The 15,846-nt window shown below is 48.3% G+C and carries 12 protein-coding genes; 4 read left to right on the top strand and 8 right to left on the bottom strand.

Going from position 1 to position 15,846, the window contains the following annotated elements:
- Positions 1-13: 13 nt before the first annotated feature.
- Genes DFP97_RS24295 through DFP97_RS24285 form a run of 3 tightly spaced genes read right to left on the bottom strand, consistent with a single transcriptional unit; the run spans position 14 to position 3,119 of the window.
- Positions 14-832 (bottom strand): carbohydrate ABC transporter permease, encoded by an 819-nt coding sequence (locus DFP97_RS24295; protein WP_114383204.1) that lies wholly within the window; start codon positions 830-832, stop codon positions 14-16.
- A complete protein-coding gene (locus DFP97_RS24290) occupies positions 829-1,743 on the bottom strand; it encodes a carbohydrate ABC transporter permease (RefSeq protein ID WP_114383202.1) in 915 nt (304 codons plus the stop codon). The genes DFP97_RS24295 and DFP97_RS24290 overlap by 4 nt, the downstream gene beginning before the upstream one ends.
- 8 nt (positions 1,744-1,751) lie before the next feature.
- Positions 1,752-3,119 carry an ABC transporter substrate-binding protein gene (locus DFP97_RS24285; protein ID WP_114383200.1) on the bottom strand — a complete coding sequence of 456 codons (1,368 nt, stop codon included), beginning with the start codon at positions 3,117-3,119 and terminating at the stop codon, positions 1,752-1,754.
- Between the two features lie 181 nt (positions 3,120-3,300).
- On the opposite strand from DFP97_RS24285, the gene DFP97_RS24280 reads away from it, so the two are divergent.
- Both DFP97_RS24280 and DFP97_RS24275 read left to right on the top strand, forming a co-directional pair.
- Complete coding sequence (locus DFP97_RS24280) at positions 3,301-4,857, top strand: helix-turn-helix domain-containing protein (RefSeq protein ID WP_114383198.1); 1,557 nt, start codon at positions 3,301-3,303, stop codon at positions 4,855-4,857.
- On the top strand, positions 4,854-6,617 hold the full coding sequence (locus DFP97_RS24275) for a sensor histidine kinase (protein ID WP_114383196.1): 1,764 nt from the start codon (positions 4,854-4,856) through the stop codon (positions 6,615-6,617). Before DFP97_RS24280 ends, DFP97_RS24275 begins: the two co-directional genes overlap by 4 nt.
- Before the next feature lie 261 nt (positions 6,618-6,878).
- Here the strand turns inward: DFP97_RS24275 and DFP97_RS24270 are convergent, their stop codons facing one another.
- The 3 genes from DFP97_RS24270 to hutI are packed head-to-tail and all read right to left on the bottom strand — an operon-like array spanning position 6,879 to position 10,762.
- Positions 6,879-8,210 (bottom strand): amidohydrolase family protein, encoded by a 1,332-nt coding sequence (locus DFP97_RS24270; protein WP_114383195.1) that lies wholly within the window; start codon positions 8,208-8,210, stop codon positions 6,879-6,881.
- Positions 8,211-8,223: 13 nt separating this feature from the next.
- Positions 8,224-9,486, bottom strand: coding sequence for a Zn-dependent hydrolase (locus DFP97_RS24265; protein WP_114383193.1), 1,263 nt, complete (start codon positions 9,484-9,486; stop codon positions 8,224-8,226).
- Positions 9,461-10,762, bottom strand: a complete 1,302-nt coding sequence (hutI, locus tag DFP97_RS24260; protein ID WP_114383191.1) for an imidazolonepropionase — start codon at positions 10,760-10,762, stop codon at positions 9,461-9,463. Before hutI ends, DFP97_RS24265 begins: the two co-directional genes overlap by 26 nt.
- Positions 10,763-10,933: 171 nt before the next feature.
- Between hutI and DFP97_RS31985 the strand changes: the two genes are divergently transcribed.
- The gene (locus tag DFP97_RS31985; RefSeq protein WP_114383189.1) at positions 10,934-11,104 is read left to right on the top strand and encodes a Mur ligase family protein; all 171 of its coding nucleotides are present in this window, start codon (positions 10,934-10,936) and stop codon (positions 11,102-11,104) included.
- 346 nt (positions 11,105-11,450) lie between these two features.
- Here the strand turns inward: DFP97_RS31985 and htpG are convergent, their stop codons facing one another.
- Positions 11,451-13,331, bottom strand: a complete 1,881-nt coding sequence (gene htpG / locus DFP97_RS24245) for a molecular chaperone HtpG (RefSeq protein ID WP_114383185.1) — start codon at positions 13,329-13,331, stop codon at positions 11,451-11,453.
- Between the two features lie 245 nt (positions 13,332-13,576).
- Here htpG and DFP97_RS24240 point away from each other — a divergent pair, with 245 nt between their 5' ends.
- A complete protein-coding gene (locus DFP97_RS24240; RefSeq protein ID WP_114383183.1) occupies positions 13,577-14,179 on the top strand; it encodes a hypothetical protein in 603 nt (200 codons plus the stop codon).
- A gap of 71 nt (positions 14,180-14,250) precedes the next feature.
- Here DFP97_RS24240 and DFP97_RS24235 read toward each other — a convergent pair whose 3' ends face one another.
- A complete protein-coding gene (locus tag DFP97_RS24235) occupies positions 14,251-15,834 on the bottom strand; it encodes a SagB family peptide dehydrogenase (protein WP_114383181.1) in 1,584 nt (527 codons plus the stop codon).
- Between the last annotated feature and the right edge of the window lie 12 nt (positions 15,835-15,846).

Below are 15,846 nucleotides of genomic sequence, written 5' to 3'. Positions count from 1 at the left end.
TCTCTATTTGTACTTACCCCTTGACTGATCCTGCCGTCAAGCCGCGGATGAAGCTTTTGGAGCCGATTGCAAACAGGATAAGCACTGGAATCGTTCCTAGCGTCAATCCTAATATTTGAGCTGCCAAGTCGGTGCGGTAAGCGTCTCCGAGCGCCGTTATTCCGAGCGGTATGGTGTACAGCTCGGGTTCATTGACTATAATCAGCGGGAGCAGGTAATTGTTCCATGACCATAGGAACACCAGAAGCGAAAGAGTCGTAATCGCCGGATAAATAAAGGCAACCACTATCCGGAAAAATACGCCGATGTCTGAGCAGCCGTCAATCCGCGCGCTTTCCAGCACCTCTGTCGGAACCGCGCTTTTAATAAACTGCGTCATCCAATATACGCCGAACGCATTCGCCACCCAAGGCAGAATGAGCGGAAGCAAGGTGCCCGACATGCTGAGATAACGCATCTCAATGACATAAGCGACCAGTCCGAGCTGGCCGGGAATCATCATCGTGAGCAATACGGCGGCAAAAATCTTGTTTTTATATTTAAACTCGTGCTTGGCAAAGGCAAATCCTGCAAAGGCACTGACAAAAACCGATAGCACCGTGCTGGCCAGCGAGACGATCAGGCTGTTCCAGTAAACCAGATCGAATCGGCTGGCGGCCACCGTTTTGAAATTCTCAATCAAGTAGGTTCCCGGCAATAAAACGATTTTCGTAAAAAGGTCCTCGTTCTGATAGGTTCCCATGATCGTCATGATGTAAAAGGGCAACAACGCGAATATGGAAAGAAGAGCAATCGCGGACGTTGCTATCGTCGTTCGAAACGTGTGGCTCATTCCTGTTCCCCCCTATAAAACCTTGCGCCGATGAATGAGAAGAACGCAATGATGAGACATAGCCCGTACGCAATGGCAGCCCCTAGCCCATAACGCGTCGTACTGCCGTAGGCGGTATCATACATATTCCAGACGGTGGTTAAGCAGCATCTGTCCGGTCCCCCGATGACTGAAGTACTTGATCCCATACCGGATCCCCCAAGCAGCAGCATCGGCTCCTCCAGCAGTTGAAAGCCTCCAATGATACCTGTAATGACGATAAAGACCGTCACCGGCTTTAGAAGCGGAAGCGTGATCGACAGGAACGTTCGGAACCCTGAGGCACCGTCCACTTGCGCGGCCTCATTCAAATCCTTCGGTATGTTGGCAAGGCCGGCCAGGTAGAAGATCATCGTATAGCCGAAGCCTTTCCAGAACAACATCACGATGATGACCAAACGTGCATACAGCGGATCGCCCAGCCAATAGATACCCTCGTCGATCAAGCCCAGATGAAGTAAAACCTTATTGATAAATCCCGCCTGCCAGTCGAACAGCAGGTTGAACATCAATCCTACCGCGACCGGCGTTACGATATAAGGAAGAAAATTGACCAATTGGAAAAAACCTTTCCACTTCACCCAGCGGCTGTAGAGCAGCGAGGCAATGATGAGTCCAAATATCATTTGAAGCGGAAGCGTAAATGCGACAAACAGCAGCGTATTGCCGATCGATTTGAAAAAATAAGAATCGGGGTTAAACAGGTACTTGTAGTTCGCGAATCCGACGAAGGCTTTGTCCCCGATACCATCCCAGCTCGTCATGCTGACATATAATGAAAAGACCATTGGAATAAGGCCGAAAGCAAGATAAAACAACATGTACGGCGAAAGGAAAAAGTAAGGCGCCCATCTTCTTTTTACGGCATCCATCGCTCTCATCACTCCCAAACGATGTTCGGCGATTTCGCTTTCAATTCCTTTTGAATCCTTTCCATCGCTTGCTCTACACCGAACGAATCGTCTTTAGCAAGCGTCTGGAGCACAATATTCATCACTTCATCCAATACGAGGTCATTAATATTTTCCGGCATGTCCTTCGTTGTTGCCGAGATGTCGACGAAGAACTTTTCGCCGATATCCTGGCTGCCGAAGTTCCGCCATGTCCAGTTGGTAAACGATTGATCTTCATATGCTTTTTTGAAATGTGTGAACACGCCATCCGTTTTCTGCGCGTCTGCGCCTTCCTGCGACATGGATGTAAATTCGATCCATTTCCAGGCAAGCTCGGCGTTTTTGGCGCCTTTCGGGATACCGTGCGAGGAGCCGCCTCTAATGAAACCGCCGCCTGGAGGCACCATCAGCGCCCAACGGTCATCCTTCTTGTCGTTAGGTCCGATTACATATTGCGGCATCCAAACAGGTGACATGGCGAATATATATTTCTCCCCGCCGAATGCAGCATTCCAGGCAGGCGTCCATTGATCGAGCTTATCTATTACGCCGGAGTCGCGAAATTTGACTAAAGTGGTTATCGTGCTTTCCAGCATTGGCACATTCAGTTTATCCCCGTCAAAATACGGCTCTGAAATCTGGCCTTTAAGTATTTGCTGAACGTCGCCGAGACTTGGGAACATTTTCACTTTACCGCCGCTTTGCTGAAGCGCCTCTTTCCCTTTTTCGATAAACACATCCCAGTCTGTGAAAATGGCTTCCATTTCCTCCGGATTATCGGTTCCGAAATATTGCTTGGCAAGCGATTTGATGTAGGCTATTCCCGCTACGCTCATATCGTCCGGAATCGCGATCATATGGTCGTCTTTGGAGAAGGCCGCGATATCATAATCGAACAGGATCGTTTTATCCGCGTTATACGGCGGCGCTTCGAGATTCTCGAGGATGTCCATATCGAATATTTTAGCTTTTTGGCCGCGCTCGATCCGTATGACGTCAGGCAGCTCGCCGCCTGATGCGATGGTCGTTTGCAGCTTTTTTGAAATATCCTCATTGGCAACGTTCACCCGCTTTAACTTTATGTTCGGATATTTTTCATTGAATGCTGCCAAAGCCGTAGGATGCTCTGGCTCCCACGTCCATAGAACGAACTCTCCCTTGTAATCCTCGTTCCCTTTGATTGCCGTCCCGGCATTATCGCCTTCTGAAGTATTTTCATTCTTTGTGCCGCCCTCTTCCTTGCCGGAACCCTCTCCAGTTCCGGCATTGCCGCCTCCGCAGGCTGCAAGCAAGCCGACTAGCATCATAATGGAGATCAATAGGCTGATTCGTTTCGTCCAATTTTGCGTATGCATCGAATAATCTCTCCTTTTATCCACCGTTATTGTTTACGCTTTCAATATACACGTCTATAAATGTAAGCGTAAACATTGCAATCCTACACTTTTGGTCGAATTCCTACACTCCCTATTGATTCGAAGGCCACCCTGTACGTTATAATCAATAACACATACAAAACTAGTGGAGGTAAGGTCTATGAAGGTCATATTGGTAGACGACGAGCGAATCGCCCTGGAGCATGTCAAAAGTCTTCTGCCTTGGGACGAGCATGGCTACGAAATCGCGGCAACCGCGACGAATGGCAGAAGCGCACTTCGCCTATGCGAGGAAATCCGTCCGCAAATCATGATCGTCGATATCCGTATGCCTGTGATGGACGGCCTGGAATTGATCCGGGCGGTTTCCGGGCGCAAGCTGGGCGTTAAGTTTATTGTCATGAGCGCTTATGAGGATTTCGAATATGCCAGGCAGGCCATATCCATAGGAAACGTCTCCAGCTATCTGATTAAGCATGAGGTTGACCGGAATAAATTGCTCCATGAGCTGAACAAGGCTAAGGAGGCCTGGGAAACCGACGAGAAACAAAGAAGGGTTCAGCGTTCCGAGCAGCTTATGGACCTCTTGACGGGAACGGAACTAACGAGCGTATTCCTTGAGAGCGGAGCGAAGCCTCCCTTCGCCATGCTCCTTATTCAAGGAGATTCACCGTTCTCGGACATACCTTCTGTAAGCGGAAGGACTGAAACCATTCAATCGCTCAAATGGGCGTCAAGCGAGATTCATTTGTACGCGGATCAATCGTCTTGGCAGCTTATCGGCGAATTCCCGCTTAACCGAAACCAATTCATCGCCTTGTTCTCCCAAAAAAATAAATCCGCAGCGCTAATGCGGGAGTCGTTTCGAGAGCTTACGTTAACCATTCATTCTCATATAAAGCGGCAATACGGCCGGAGCTGTTCCTTATATTTCGCTTTTCAAAGCCATGATTCCTCATCGCTTCCGAATTCCCTTCGTTTAGTCGAGGCTGCCGCGCGCCATGCCGTCTTTTGCGGCAAGAATATGATGCTCTGCGCAGATGAGCTCCCCTTGCTGACCCCTGACAAAGCGGGAAGCATGGCAACTCGGAGCATTCGCCTCGAAAAGCTGATTGAAGCTATGAATCAGAAGGATGCCGGAACAATTGAGAGCGCTATCAAAGATCAATTTCATTCTTTATGCTATCCGCAATGGGATTTGCCGGGCCTGTACGAGACCGTGCATGCGCTGACCGGGCTTATCAATAAGCGTCTTGCCGCCAAAGGTTTGCCGGAGATCAACCCTCTTGATGAAGATGCAGGAGAGCCTATCTATCACATTGACCAAATAATGAATAGATTCATCTTAATTATTCAGAGACTCTGCGCCAACAATGATGAACAAGACCAGATATCAGGCAAAATGCTGAGAGCGCTGCGCTATATTCAAGAGCACTATCATAAAGATATTAACATCGAGGATGTCTCCCGCTCAACGGGAATAAGCGCCTCCTATCTCCATCAATTGTTTAAGCGTGAGCTCGCGCGTACGTTTCTCGATTACTTAACGGAGCACAGAATCAATCAGGCTAAGCTCATTTTGAGCCAAGAGGACGCTAAAATGACCGAGGTTTGCGCAAGAGTCGGTTATCGTTCGCCACAGCATTTCAGCCAGGTATTCAAAAAAACGACGGGTATTCTTCCTCATCAATACCGCCATGGAGGCTATAGCTCATGAAAAGCCTCCGTTCGGTCATCCTGCAGCGGATCGTCATTGTTGCCAGTATAAGCTTCCTATTGTCCGCGGCATTTACCTATTATTATTATCAGACCATCTTGGTGAAGCAAATGATCCATGAGGATGAGACAAAGCTCAGCCAAACGGTCAGACAGCTTGAATATATGTCGGACGATATCGCCAAATTTTCATTTTCATTAATTATTTCCGGTCAATTGCAGTCCTTCTATAAAACGTACGACCAATTGGATACCTTCGGACAATTTGCGATGCTTCAAGACACATTGGATTATTTGGATGAAAACAAAGGCTTGCGCAAGGAAGTATCCAGCTTTGCCCTTCTTTTCCCTAACGGCCGCGTATTCTGGAGCGAAGCCAGGAATGACCAGTACTTTAGCGAGCATCTGAAAGAGGATTGGTATCAGAATCATGTCCAGTCAAGGCAGCAGCATGCCTTTACCGAACCGCATGACATGATCATAACCGGCAATTCTGTCAATGTAGGCAAGATGATCAGCTTTATCGTAACCGTAAAGGATATTGAGCAGCCCGGGCGTACGATCGGCGAACTGATCCTAAACCTCGATTACGAAAGCTTCGAACAATTGCTTGACTTTGGCAGCGCGGATTTCGAAGAATTTCTTTGGAGGAATGACGCAGGCTATCTATTATATGAGAAAGAGAATCCGGCATCAGACATCTCGCTCACCCCTTCGCTCCTTTCAGCCGCTTCCGTGAAGGAGGAGGAAGGCATCTTCAGAATCCAAGGAGGTTACATGCTGGTCGACCGGTTCGAGATCAATAACTGGGAGCTTGTGTCCTTTATTTCCAATGCTTCATTAATGGAACGAGGCAAAATCGTCCTTTATTTGCTCGGCTTTTTTTCACTGACCAGTACGATTTTGATCCTGCTGCTTATGATGCCGGCGATCTTCCGGATTACGAGACCGATCATGCGCTTATACCATGCTATGAATGCCGTCTCGAGCGGGAATCTGCATACATCGGTGTACATTAGAACCGGCGATGAATTGGAGAAGCTGGGGCAGGGCTTTAACCGTATGACCAATCAGCTTCAGGTGCATTTGGAGGAATCGATCCGCCATGAGAAGGATAAACGGGAGCTGGAGCTGGAGCTTCTCCTCTCCCAACTGAATCCGCACTTCGTATACAATACGTTGAACGCCGTCATTTACATGGCACAGAAGCAAGGAAATGATGATATTGTCCGGATGGTCGGTTCTTTTATCCGGATTTTGCAGGATGCCACCAAAATGGGCGGGGCCCAATCCCTTATCCCTCTCCGTGAAGAGATCGGATTATTGCGGGATTATATCTCCATTCAGTCATATCGGTATATAGATATGTTTGAGGTAATATGGGACATCCAGGAGGAGGCCTATGATTGCCTGGTTCCCCGCAACCTCATCCAGCCTTTTGTCGAAAATGCAATTTTCCACGGCATTTGCCCGAAAGAAGCTCAGGGGACGATACGTATATCCGCATCCGTTTCTAAAAGCGTTCTTACCATTCAAATTGAAGATGACGGAATAGGGATCGAAGCTGATCAGCTTCCAACCATTTGGGATAAGGGGGAGAACAAGAAGAACTCTGGGCTCCGGCATATCGGGTTATCCCATACCCGGAAAAGGGCGGAGCATTTATTTGGCAGACAAGCTTCCATGCGGATGGAAAGCAGCCCCGTTCAAGGGACTACCGTAACGGTTGAACTGCCGAGGCTTGTTAACCATGGTAGTTAAGAATAGCGGCAATTGACATGACTTATGCAGTTCGTCCCATCTAACAGGGGTTCGCTCTTTCGTGAGCTTGATTGAACAGCAATGATTATGCATTGCTAGTAGTCAAGGACGTGTTCGGAACGCTTTAAAAACAGAAATCGAAACGGATCCAATGTCCATGGCTAACCGTAGGTGGACATTGAATCCGTTATTCGCCGCAAAACATAGCTTCCGGCACTTCCGCCATCGACAATAATAATACGTATCACGTTGGCCGCCCCTTTACCACCTTCCATCGAACATTTGCCATTTCTCGAACAAGCGGTCTACTTTGTTTACAATTGACTTTTCCGAAACCGTTGCAAGCTCTCCGTCGTTAACAATGAATTTCCCGTTCACCACAACATCGCTTATAGCGTTCGGCTGCATGGCGTATACAATGTTCGCGAACAGCTCCCGTTTTGGCGACAAGGAAAGATCATCCAGATTAAGCGTTACGAAATCGGCCTGGTAACCTTCTTGCAGGACGCCTACGGGCAGACGCAGAAGCTCTCCGCCAACCTTTGTCCCCATATCGAACACTTGCTTCGCGTTAATGCAGGTGCCGTCCAGACGGGTTACCTTTTGCAGAAGTGAGCACATTCTCATCTCTTCGAATACGCTGATCCGGTTATTGCTGCAAGCCCCGTCTGAGCCTAGCGTGATCCGAACACCAGCTTTCGCGAGATCCGGTATCCGCGTTACCCCGTCCGATAGAAACATGTTGCTTGAAGGACAATAGGCCAAAGCAGCATTTTTCTCGCCTAAGAGCCGGATCTCCGAATCCTCGAGCCAGACCAGATGAATCGCAATCATTCTTTCATCAACTACCCCTAGATCATTCAAATAATGAACGGGCTTAAGCTTATATTTCTCAAGCGTTTCTTCCACCTCAAACATCTCTTCCGCTACATGGATATGGAAAGGGGTATCGAGCTCCTGCGCTAAACGGTGTCCCGCCTTAATCATCTCCGGGGAAGCGCCATGCGGACTGTGAGGGGCCGGATGAATCGTTACCATCGGATTCCCTTGATGCTTTATAGCCAGTTTACGGGTCCGATGCACCGCATCCTTTACGGTTTCTCGATAGCTCAGCGGAGCCCCGTCCCAATCGTACATCGTTCGTGCCAGCACCAAGCGGATTCCCAAATCCTGCGCCGCTTGAATAACCGCTTCGTCAGTAGCCGTTCCCCCGTTGTGGACATAGAAAAAATCGCTGACGGTAGTCACGCCATACTTCAGCATTTCGCCGAATGCAAACAATGCGCCGGTATAAATCGCTTCTTCATCCAGAAGAGGCGTATACTTGTAAAGGGCGTTGTCGCGCCATTCCAGGAAAGGACGGTCAACGGCGATTCCTCTCAAGAGACTTTGAAAAGAGTGGTTATGTGCGTTAACGGTGCCTGGGACGATGGCTTTGCCGCTCAAGTCTGTTTGCCCGGCTCCTGCATACTTCGCTTCCATCGCTTGCCGTTCTCCTATTTCCTTAATGACACCATTCTCGACAAGCATCGCTAGATTGTTCTGAAACTTCTCTTTAAAGTAAATATAATCGGCTTTATATAATTGCGGCATCTCGGTTCACTCCTTAGCGGTCTAATCGTTGATCCAGTTCCAAAATGGTATGAAGCAGTACGTTGGCTGCCTTCTCAATGTCTTCCATGCGGCTCTCTTCATCTGGACAATGGCTTTTTCCGTCAATACTCGGCACAAACAGCATCCCGCTTCTTGTGATAGAAGCCATATGAGCCGCATCGTGGCCAGCCATGCTGCCAAGCAATTGAAACGGATAGCCTAATAAATGCGCCTGCTCCTGACTGACTCGAATCACTTCGTCATCCATTGGCGCCGGAGGCTGATCCAGCATGACCGTGCGCTGCACAATTGCGCCGCGCTCCTTCTCGATCACCGAAATACAGCTTTCCCAGGCTGTGATTACTTCTTGAATTTCCTTGCGGCTTTTCCCGCGTATTTCAGCGATAAACCAGGCCTTCTCAGGGATGATATTGGCGGCATTTGGCGTTATAACCATTCTCCCCACCGTACCGACAACTTCACTCGCCGGGTGGTTCCGGCATACCTTTTCCAGTGAAAGAACGATCCCGCAAGAAGCGGTCAATGCGTCTTTCCGATCCTCCATCAAAGTGGTTCCTGCGTGATTCGCCTCGCCGGATACCATAACGGTTTCCCGGTAAATGCCGGTAATCGCGGTTACGACGCCAACGGGAATATTCCGTTCTAATAAGCGTTTCCCTTGCTCGATGTGAACTTCAAGAAATGCGCTCAATTCCTCCGGGCCGCGGGCGGCATCTTCAAAACGGTCCGGATCGCCACCCGCACTCCGCAAAGCATCTGTCAAAAGCTGTCCGGCCGGATTTTTCACGTCCATAATATCCGTTCTTTTCAGCTTCTTCGTAACAGCCCTGCTGCCGAATGTCGATAACCCGAAGGGATTTGGCTCCTCCGCGCTAAACGAGACCAGTTCCAGTGGATGTCTCGTGATAATCTCATGCTCTTGCAGCACTCTCATCACTTCTAGCGCAATGAGAACGCCCAACGCGCCATCATATTTGCCGCCATTAGGTACAGTATCGATATGGGATCCGAAAGCAATAGCAGGAAGAATTGGCTCGTTTCCCTTCCGCACGGCCCATATATTGGCCGCTTGATCAACTCTGATCTCCAAAGCTATCCTGGCAAGCTGATCCTTCAGCCAATCCCGCGCTGCCAATTCCGCAGGCGTGAAGGTTGTGCGGTCGAGCCCGCCATGTTCGTTCCTGCCGAACATGGCCAAAGCGTGGATGCTCTGCTCCAAACGGGCCGTGTTAACCCGAAGCTGTTTTTTTCCCAAGCAAAACACCTTCCTTAACCGCTATTCTCCCGTTTTTAATAACGGTATCAACAAGATTGACTGCGAAGTTATATTGAAGCATTTGATAATTAGAGGCGTTGAACAAAACGATATCCGCTTTCTTCCCGGCTTCGATGCTGCCGATTTGATCCGCTCTTCCAATCGCATGCGCCGCATTAATCGTCGCTGCTGCAAGCACCTCGGCTGGCGTCATTCGCATAGTTATGCAGGCAGCGTTCATGACAAACGGCATCGACTGGGTAGGAGATGAGCCGGGGTTGCAATCGGTGGAGAGCGCTACAGCTACCCCTTCCTCAATCATCGTTCGAGCCCTTGCAGGCTGCTCCATAAGGAAGAAGGCCGTCGCCGGCAATAGAACGGCAATCGTTTGACTGCCGGCAAGCTTGCGGATTCCTTCGTCGGATGCCTGCAGCAGATGCTCCGCGGAAACAGCGCCTACCTTAACCGCCAACTCGGCGCCGCCGGTATAAACGATTTCATCCGCATGGATTTTCGGCTTTAATCCATACCGTTTGCCGGCTTCGAGTATGCGTTCGGACTGCTTTACTGTGAACACCCCTTCTTCGCAAAATACGTCGCAGAACTCAGCCAGATTTTCACTCGCTACGAGCGGAATCATTTCATCGGTTATAAGACTGACGAACGCTTCGGGATTTTCTTTGTATTCAGCGGGAACAGCATGCGCTCCCATAAACGTGGATACCAGATCGACGGGATGAAGCTCATTCAGTCTGCGGGCGGCGCGCAGCTGTTTCAATTCATCCTCAACCGTCAAGCCGTACCCGCTCTTAGCTTCTACCGTCGTAACTCCATGCTGGAGTAAACGGTTCAGCCGCACACAGGATTGCTCAACCAGCTGTTCCAAGGTGGCCTCCCGGGTACTCTTCGTCGAGCTCAAAATTCCGCCGCCTTGTTTTAAAATATCGATGTATTTGACGCCCTGCAGCCTCATCTCGAATTCTTTCTCCCGGCTGCCTGCGAATATGAGATGAGTATGAGGATCCACAAGTCCGGGCGTGACCACTTTGCCCGCCGCATTTATTGTCGTAACGTTTCCCGTCACCGTATCCAAATAGTTGACTGCCTCGTCATCCGTACCTGCAAAAGCAATACGGTCATCAACTAAAATGACGCTGCCGTTCTCAATAATGCCCAGCTCAGATAAGTCCCGTCCCCGCTTCGGCAACTGGCTTGCCCCTTTAACGGTTACGACCTGATTCGCTGATTTTATATAAATAATCGATTTCGATTTCATTTCGCAGCCATCCTTTTCGTCTGAAATCCGGTGCACGCGGCGCTTTTATAGGCAAACGATACGTTTTGTTGTACTCCTATTATATGCCTCCATTTTCAGGTATTAGCAGTCTAATCACTTCCGGATATGCCACATACAATATAGTTATCATTTGGATTAGGGGCTTAGAAATTGATCCAGTTCAAAGTTGTGAAGAGGCCGGTCATTGCCATTACAGGCAGTGCGGGAAAAACAACGACCAAAGAAATGATGGCATCCATCTTACAAAAACAATGCAAGGTTTTTAAAACGAAATATAATAAAAATGCGCCTCTCGACATTGTCCGGCAAATAAAAAAATAAACGCCATGCATAAAGCGCTTGTCATGGAGTACGGGATGACTAGAGCAGGGCAAATCCGAAGAAGTTGTCAATTGCTTCAGCCTAATATTGGAATTGTCACAACGGTAGGTAATGACCCGAACTAAACACTTTTTAAATCAAAGCAAATTGCATAAGTATTTGAGGAATATTACCAAACCAAACTCCACAATACTGGTTAAGGGCTCTCATGAAATGAAGATGAGTCAAACCATCCGATTTTTAAGAAACACATTTCGAGGGAGGCCTAAACAATAAGAAAACCCGCCCTGGTTTGTGCCAGTGACGGGTTCCTTTTGTTGCACATCGGTACGATTGTTAAGCGGTGCTAAACCATAACTTTGCAAATATCGTTTGTGAATTCCACAGGATCGCTAATCGTCAATCCTTCGATCAGAAGGGCTTGATTGTACAGCAGGTTTGTATACAGATTCAGCTTCTCTTTATCGCTGCTATAGGCGGCTTTCAATGATTGGAATACCTCATGGTTGACGTTAATTTCAAGCACCTTGTCCGCTCTTACGTCTTGTCCGTTAGGCATGGCTTTCAATATTTTTTCCATCTCAATCGTGACTTCGCCCTCGGTGGACAGGCAGACAGGATGGGATTTCAAGCGCTTGGACGCTTTTACGTTTTTCACTCTGCCCGACAACAGGCTAGTCATATGTTCAAAGAGATCCTTGTTATCGTTCTCTTCCGCATCAGACTGCTTGTCACCCGCATCCGGTTCAATCCCCAAATCGCCGCTCGATACTGATTTGAACTCTTTCTCTTTGTATTTCGAGATCATCTTGATCGCGAACTCATCGATATCGTCGGTAAAGTAGAGAATCTCGTAGCCCTTGTCCGATACCAGCTCGGTTTGCGGGAGCTTCTCGATCCGTTCGATCGATTCGCCGGAAGCATAATAGATGTACTTCTGATCTTCAGGCATTCTCGATACATACTCGTCCAACGTGACCAGCTTCTTCTCCTTGGAGGAGTAGAACAGCAGCAGATCCTGCAGATCTTCTTTATTTATTCCGTAATCGTTATATACGCCGAATTTCAGCTGTCTGCCGAACGATTTGTAGAACTTTTCGTAGTTCTCTCTTTCATCCTTTAAAACGCTCAGCAGCTGACCCTTGATTTTGTTCTTGATGTTCTTCGCGATGAGCTTTAATTGTCTGTCATGCTGCAGCAGCTCTCTCGAAATATTAAGAGACAAATCCTCTGAATCGACCATCCCTTTCACAAAGCTGAAATAGTCGGGAAGCAGGTCTGAGCACTTGTCCATGATCAGCACGCCGTTGGAATAAAGCTCCAGCCCCTTCTCATATTCCTTCGTGTAATAATCGAATGGCGTGTTTTCAGGAATAAATAGAATAGCATTGTAAACGACGGCGCCATCGGCACTGATATGGACATGCTTAATGGGCTTATCGAAGCCGTAACGTTTTTCAAAATAAAAATTTTCGTAGTCTTCAGGCGTCAGCTCATTTTTATTTCTCCGCCAGATCGGAACCATGCTGTTGACGGTTTGTTCTTCTTGATACTCCTCGAACTCATTTTCGCTGTCTTCCTTCGGCCGCTGTCCCTTCACATCCATCTTGATCGGGTAGCGAATGAAGTCGGAATATTTCTTGATGATCGCTCTTAAGCGATACTCTTCCAAATATTCATCATAGGAATCATCCTCGGTGTTCTCTTTGATGGTCAGGATAATCTCGGTACCCACCGAATCCTTCTCGCAAGGCTCAATCGTATATCCGTCTACACCCTTGGATTCCCATTTATAAGCCTCATCGCTGCCCAAAGGCTTCGTGATAACCGTAATCTCATCCGCTACCATAAACGCGGAATAGAAGCCGACACCGAATTGACCGATGATATTGTGTCCGTCTTTCGCCTCATTTTCGTTCTTGAATGCAAGCGAGCCGCTCTTGGCAATCGTCCCAAGATTATTCTCAAGCTCCTCCTGCGTCATGCCGATCCCCGTATCGGTGATCGTCAATGTTCTACGTTCTTTGTCGGCTGTCACTTTGATGTAATAATCTTCTTTGTTGAACACCAATTGGTCATCAGACAACGCTTTGTAATAGATTTTGTCAATAGCATCGCTGGCATTGGAAATGAGCTCTCTTAGAAAAATTTCTCTCTGCGTATAAATGGAGTTGATCATCATCTCCAGCAATCGTTTCGATTCTGCTTTAAACTCTTTTTTGGTCATGAGTGGAGCTCCTTTCAGATGGTCGAGGATTTAGCACTCCAACCATTTGAGTGCTAATTCTTCCTTTTATATAACATATTCTAATTTTTAATGTCAATATGGTGCTCTGTTTTTTTAGACTAATAATTGCGGTTTGTAATTCGGACCTCGGGTTCTAATCGTCTGAACTAAGCCCATTTTATATGGTCAAGTGCCCTTTTTCTGATTCCAGCATAATGTAGAGTATGCTAAAAAGGAGGAAAACCATGCAAAATCATCCTTATTTTCAACACCCGGCAGGTTCGCCGAAGTTTCATCCAACGCCGCAAAATAATGAATTTCAACCAAATAGCACTCTTCGCCCTCGTGATGACTATTTTCAAGCATCCCATTACACTTGGCACCACGATTCCGACCAAGACGATATCGATCCTGCAATGTATCAAACTCAAGAACACGATGCTGTTATGAAACAAGGGGTTCAGGGAGTTCAGGGATTTCAGGGATTTCAGGGAGTTCAGGGAGTTCAGGGATTTCAGGGAGTTCAGGGAGTTCAGGATGCCAGTCCTGATATGCATCACCCTTGGCTACACACTCATTCTGTCAGTCCAGCTATGACACATCCTTGGAATCCCCACGTTCATGATGTCAGTCCTACTATGTATAACCCTATGGGTCTGCACATTCATGATGTCAGTCCTGCTATGTTTCATCCTTGGGATCCTGACCACGATCCTCATCCGGAAGGGTGGGCACACTACTCTGTTGACTATCATTATGATTGGTACCAGCATTGGGATGATGATGATCAACGTGCTCAAGACTTCTATCCTGCCGGTTACAATCCGTGGCTTGACTACCGTTGGTAGAAACAAAACCCGCTAGAACTGAAAGGGCAGATCAAATGTGATAAACATTCAATCTGCCCTTTCGGCCCCAATTAGCGGCCCAAACTCCCCTCCAAACGGGGACACGCACGATACGTACCAACCGGAATTTGGATCAGGCTGGTTTTCCCTTGGGGAGTCATCTTGTAAATTTCATCACTCAAGTTTACATCAAATCCAAGGAGCGGGCGTCCCCCCATCTGAACGGCGGACGCCGCCAACAATAAACGTTGTACAAGCATTCCCGCCTCCATTTGTTGAATGCGGTAGCCTCGATAGCCAAGCTGCGAATGAAGATGGTTCCTATCCCCGCACACATGGAAGCAGAGCGGTACTTGGAACAAATTGATATTGTCGAGAGACATTCCATTCTGCAGCCATGATCTATGATCTCCGGGACGCAACTGCCGCAGCTCATGAGCAGTGCCGTCATAACGATAAGCGCCATCCGGAATGCCTTCAACGCCATAGAAACAACCATACAGGAAGACACGAGGCACGGGTTTCTCTCGTGCTCCATCCAAATCATTTTGATAAGAATAAGAAACCGCCGCCTCCTGCAGCAGAGCGGCCAAATGCGATATGGTGACTTGGTTCAAAACATAATTTGCCTCCGGTGAATGCCGCTTTCGGCAAACCGACGCCAAATCATACGACGGCCTGTTCACGCGGGGCAACACGATCGCACCGTCCTCCTCACAAAAAACGGCGTTCTCCTTTGCGGTCTGCCGAAACAATTGTACGGAGTCCAGCATAGACGCTTCATTCATCTCGGTCACCATCGGATATTCCGTAACAATCCGCGATCGGATGTAGTGATCATGCCGAACCGCTGTCAGCTCACGGCACAATTCGGACGATGAGATATCACTGTCACCGTCATTAGCAAACCAATTGACCGTTGAATCTGCCGATAACGGTATAACCGCATATACGCTCTCCTCCTGATCGGCAAGCCCGAGCAGGTGATTGACGGCCCGGTCAAGAAATTTGAAATACACACAAGGCGCAAATCCAAACCGTTTCGCCACTTCCAGCATCTGCCCGATCAGCACGCCGGCATCAAGCCCCTGCAGGCGATAGGAAAAGTTATTGTATTTAAAAAAATTTTTCCAAAACATGGTCGAAACAAAAGCGACGCCGAAACAATTTTGCACGTCGCAACGGTTTCCAAGTGTCTTGCCCAGATAGGAGTCAAAATTTCCTTCACGCAGCAAAATCAAACGGTGGTGCGCCACATCATAATGGTAGACACCGGCAGGCAAATCCTCGAGCTTAAGATACATATACAATTCACTCGGATATAACCCTCCGCCGGAAGGAACGGAGCGCCGGTACATTTGATGAGATATGCTCAGCGCTTCCTCAGCGGTATCCGCGGCTAATAAGGACTGGCTCATTTGCACGAGTCCGAATACGTACCAGAGAAAATGGCCGATTACCCGAAGATCCGGCTTCACGGGCGCTTCCCTTCCGCTTTCGAGCGTCAGCGGCACCTCCGCGGACAGCGGAATGGCCGGCATCCGGCGATAGAGCTTATATGGAAGCGGCGCATCCTCCCAATCCGCCTCCCAATCCGGGGGTTTGGCCTTGTCCGGGTCAAAATGCAGATGGTTTAAAAATGCCTTCAGACTCATCATTCTCCCCCT

The organism is Paenibacillus prosopidis, from assembly GCF_003337375.1.
GTDB classification, from domain to species: domain Bacteria; phylum Bacillota; class Bacilli; order Paenibacillales; family Paenibacillaceae; genus Pristimantibacillus; species Pristimantibacillus prosopidis.
Note: the sequence above shows the minus strand (reverse complement) of the source record. Positions and strands in the feature narration are given on the sequence as shown.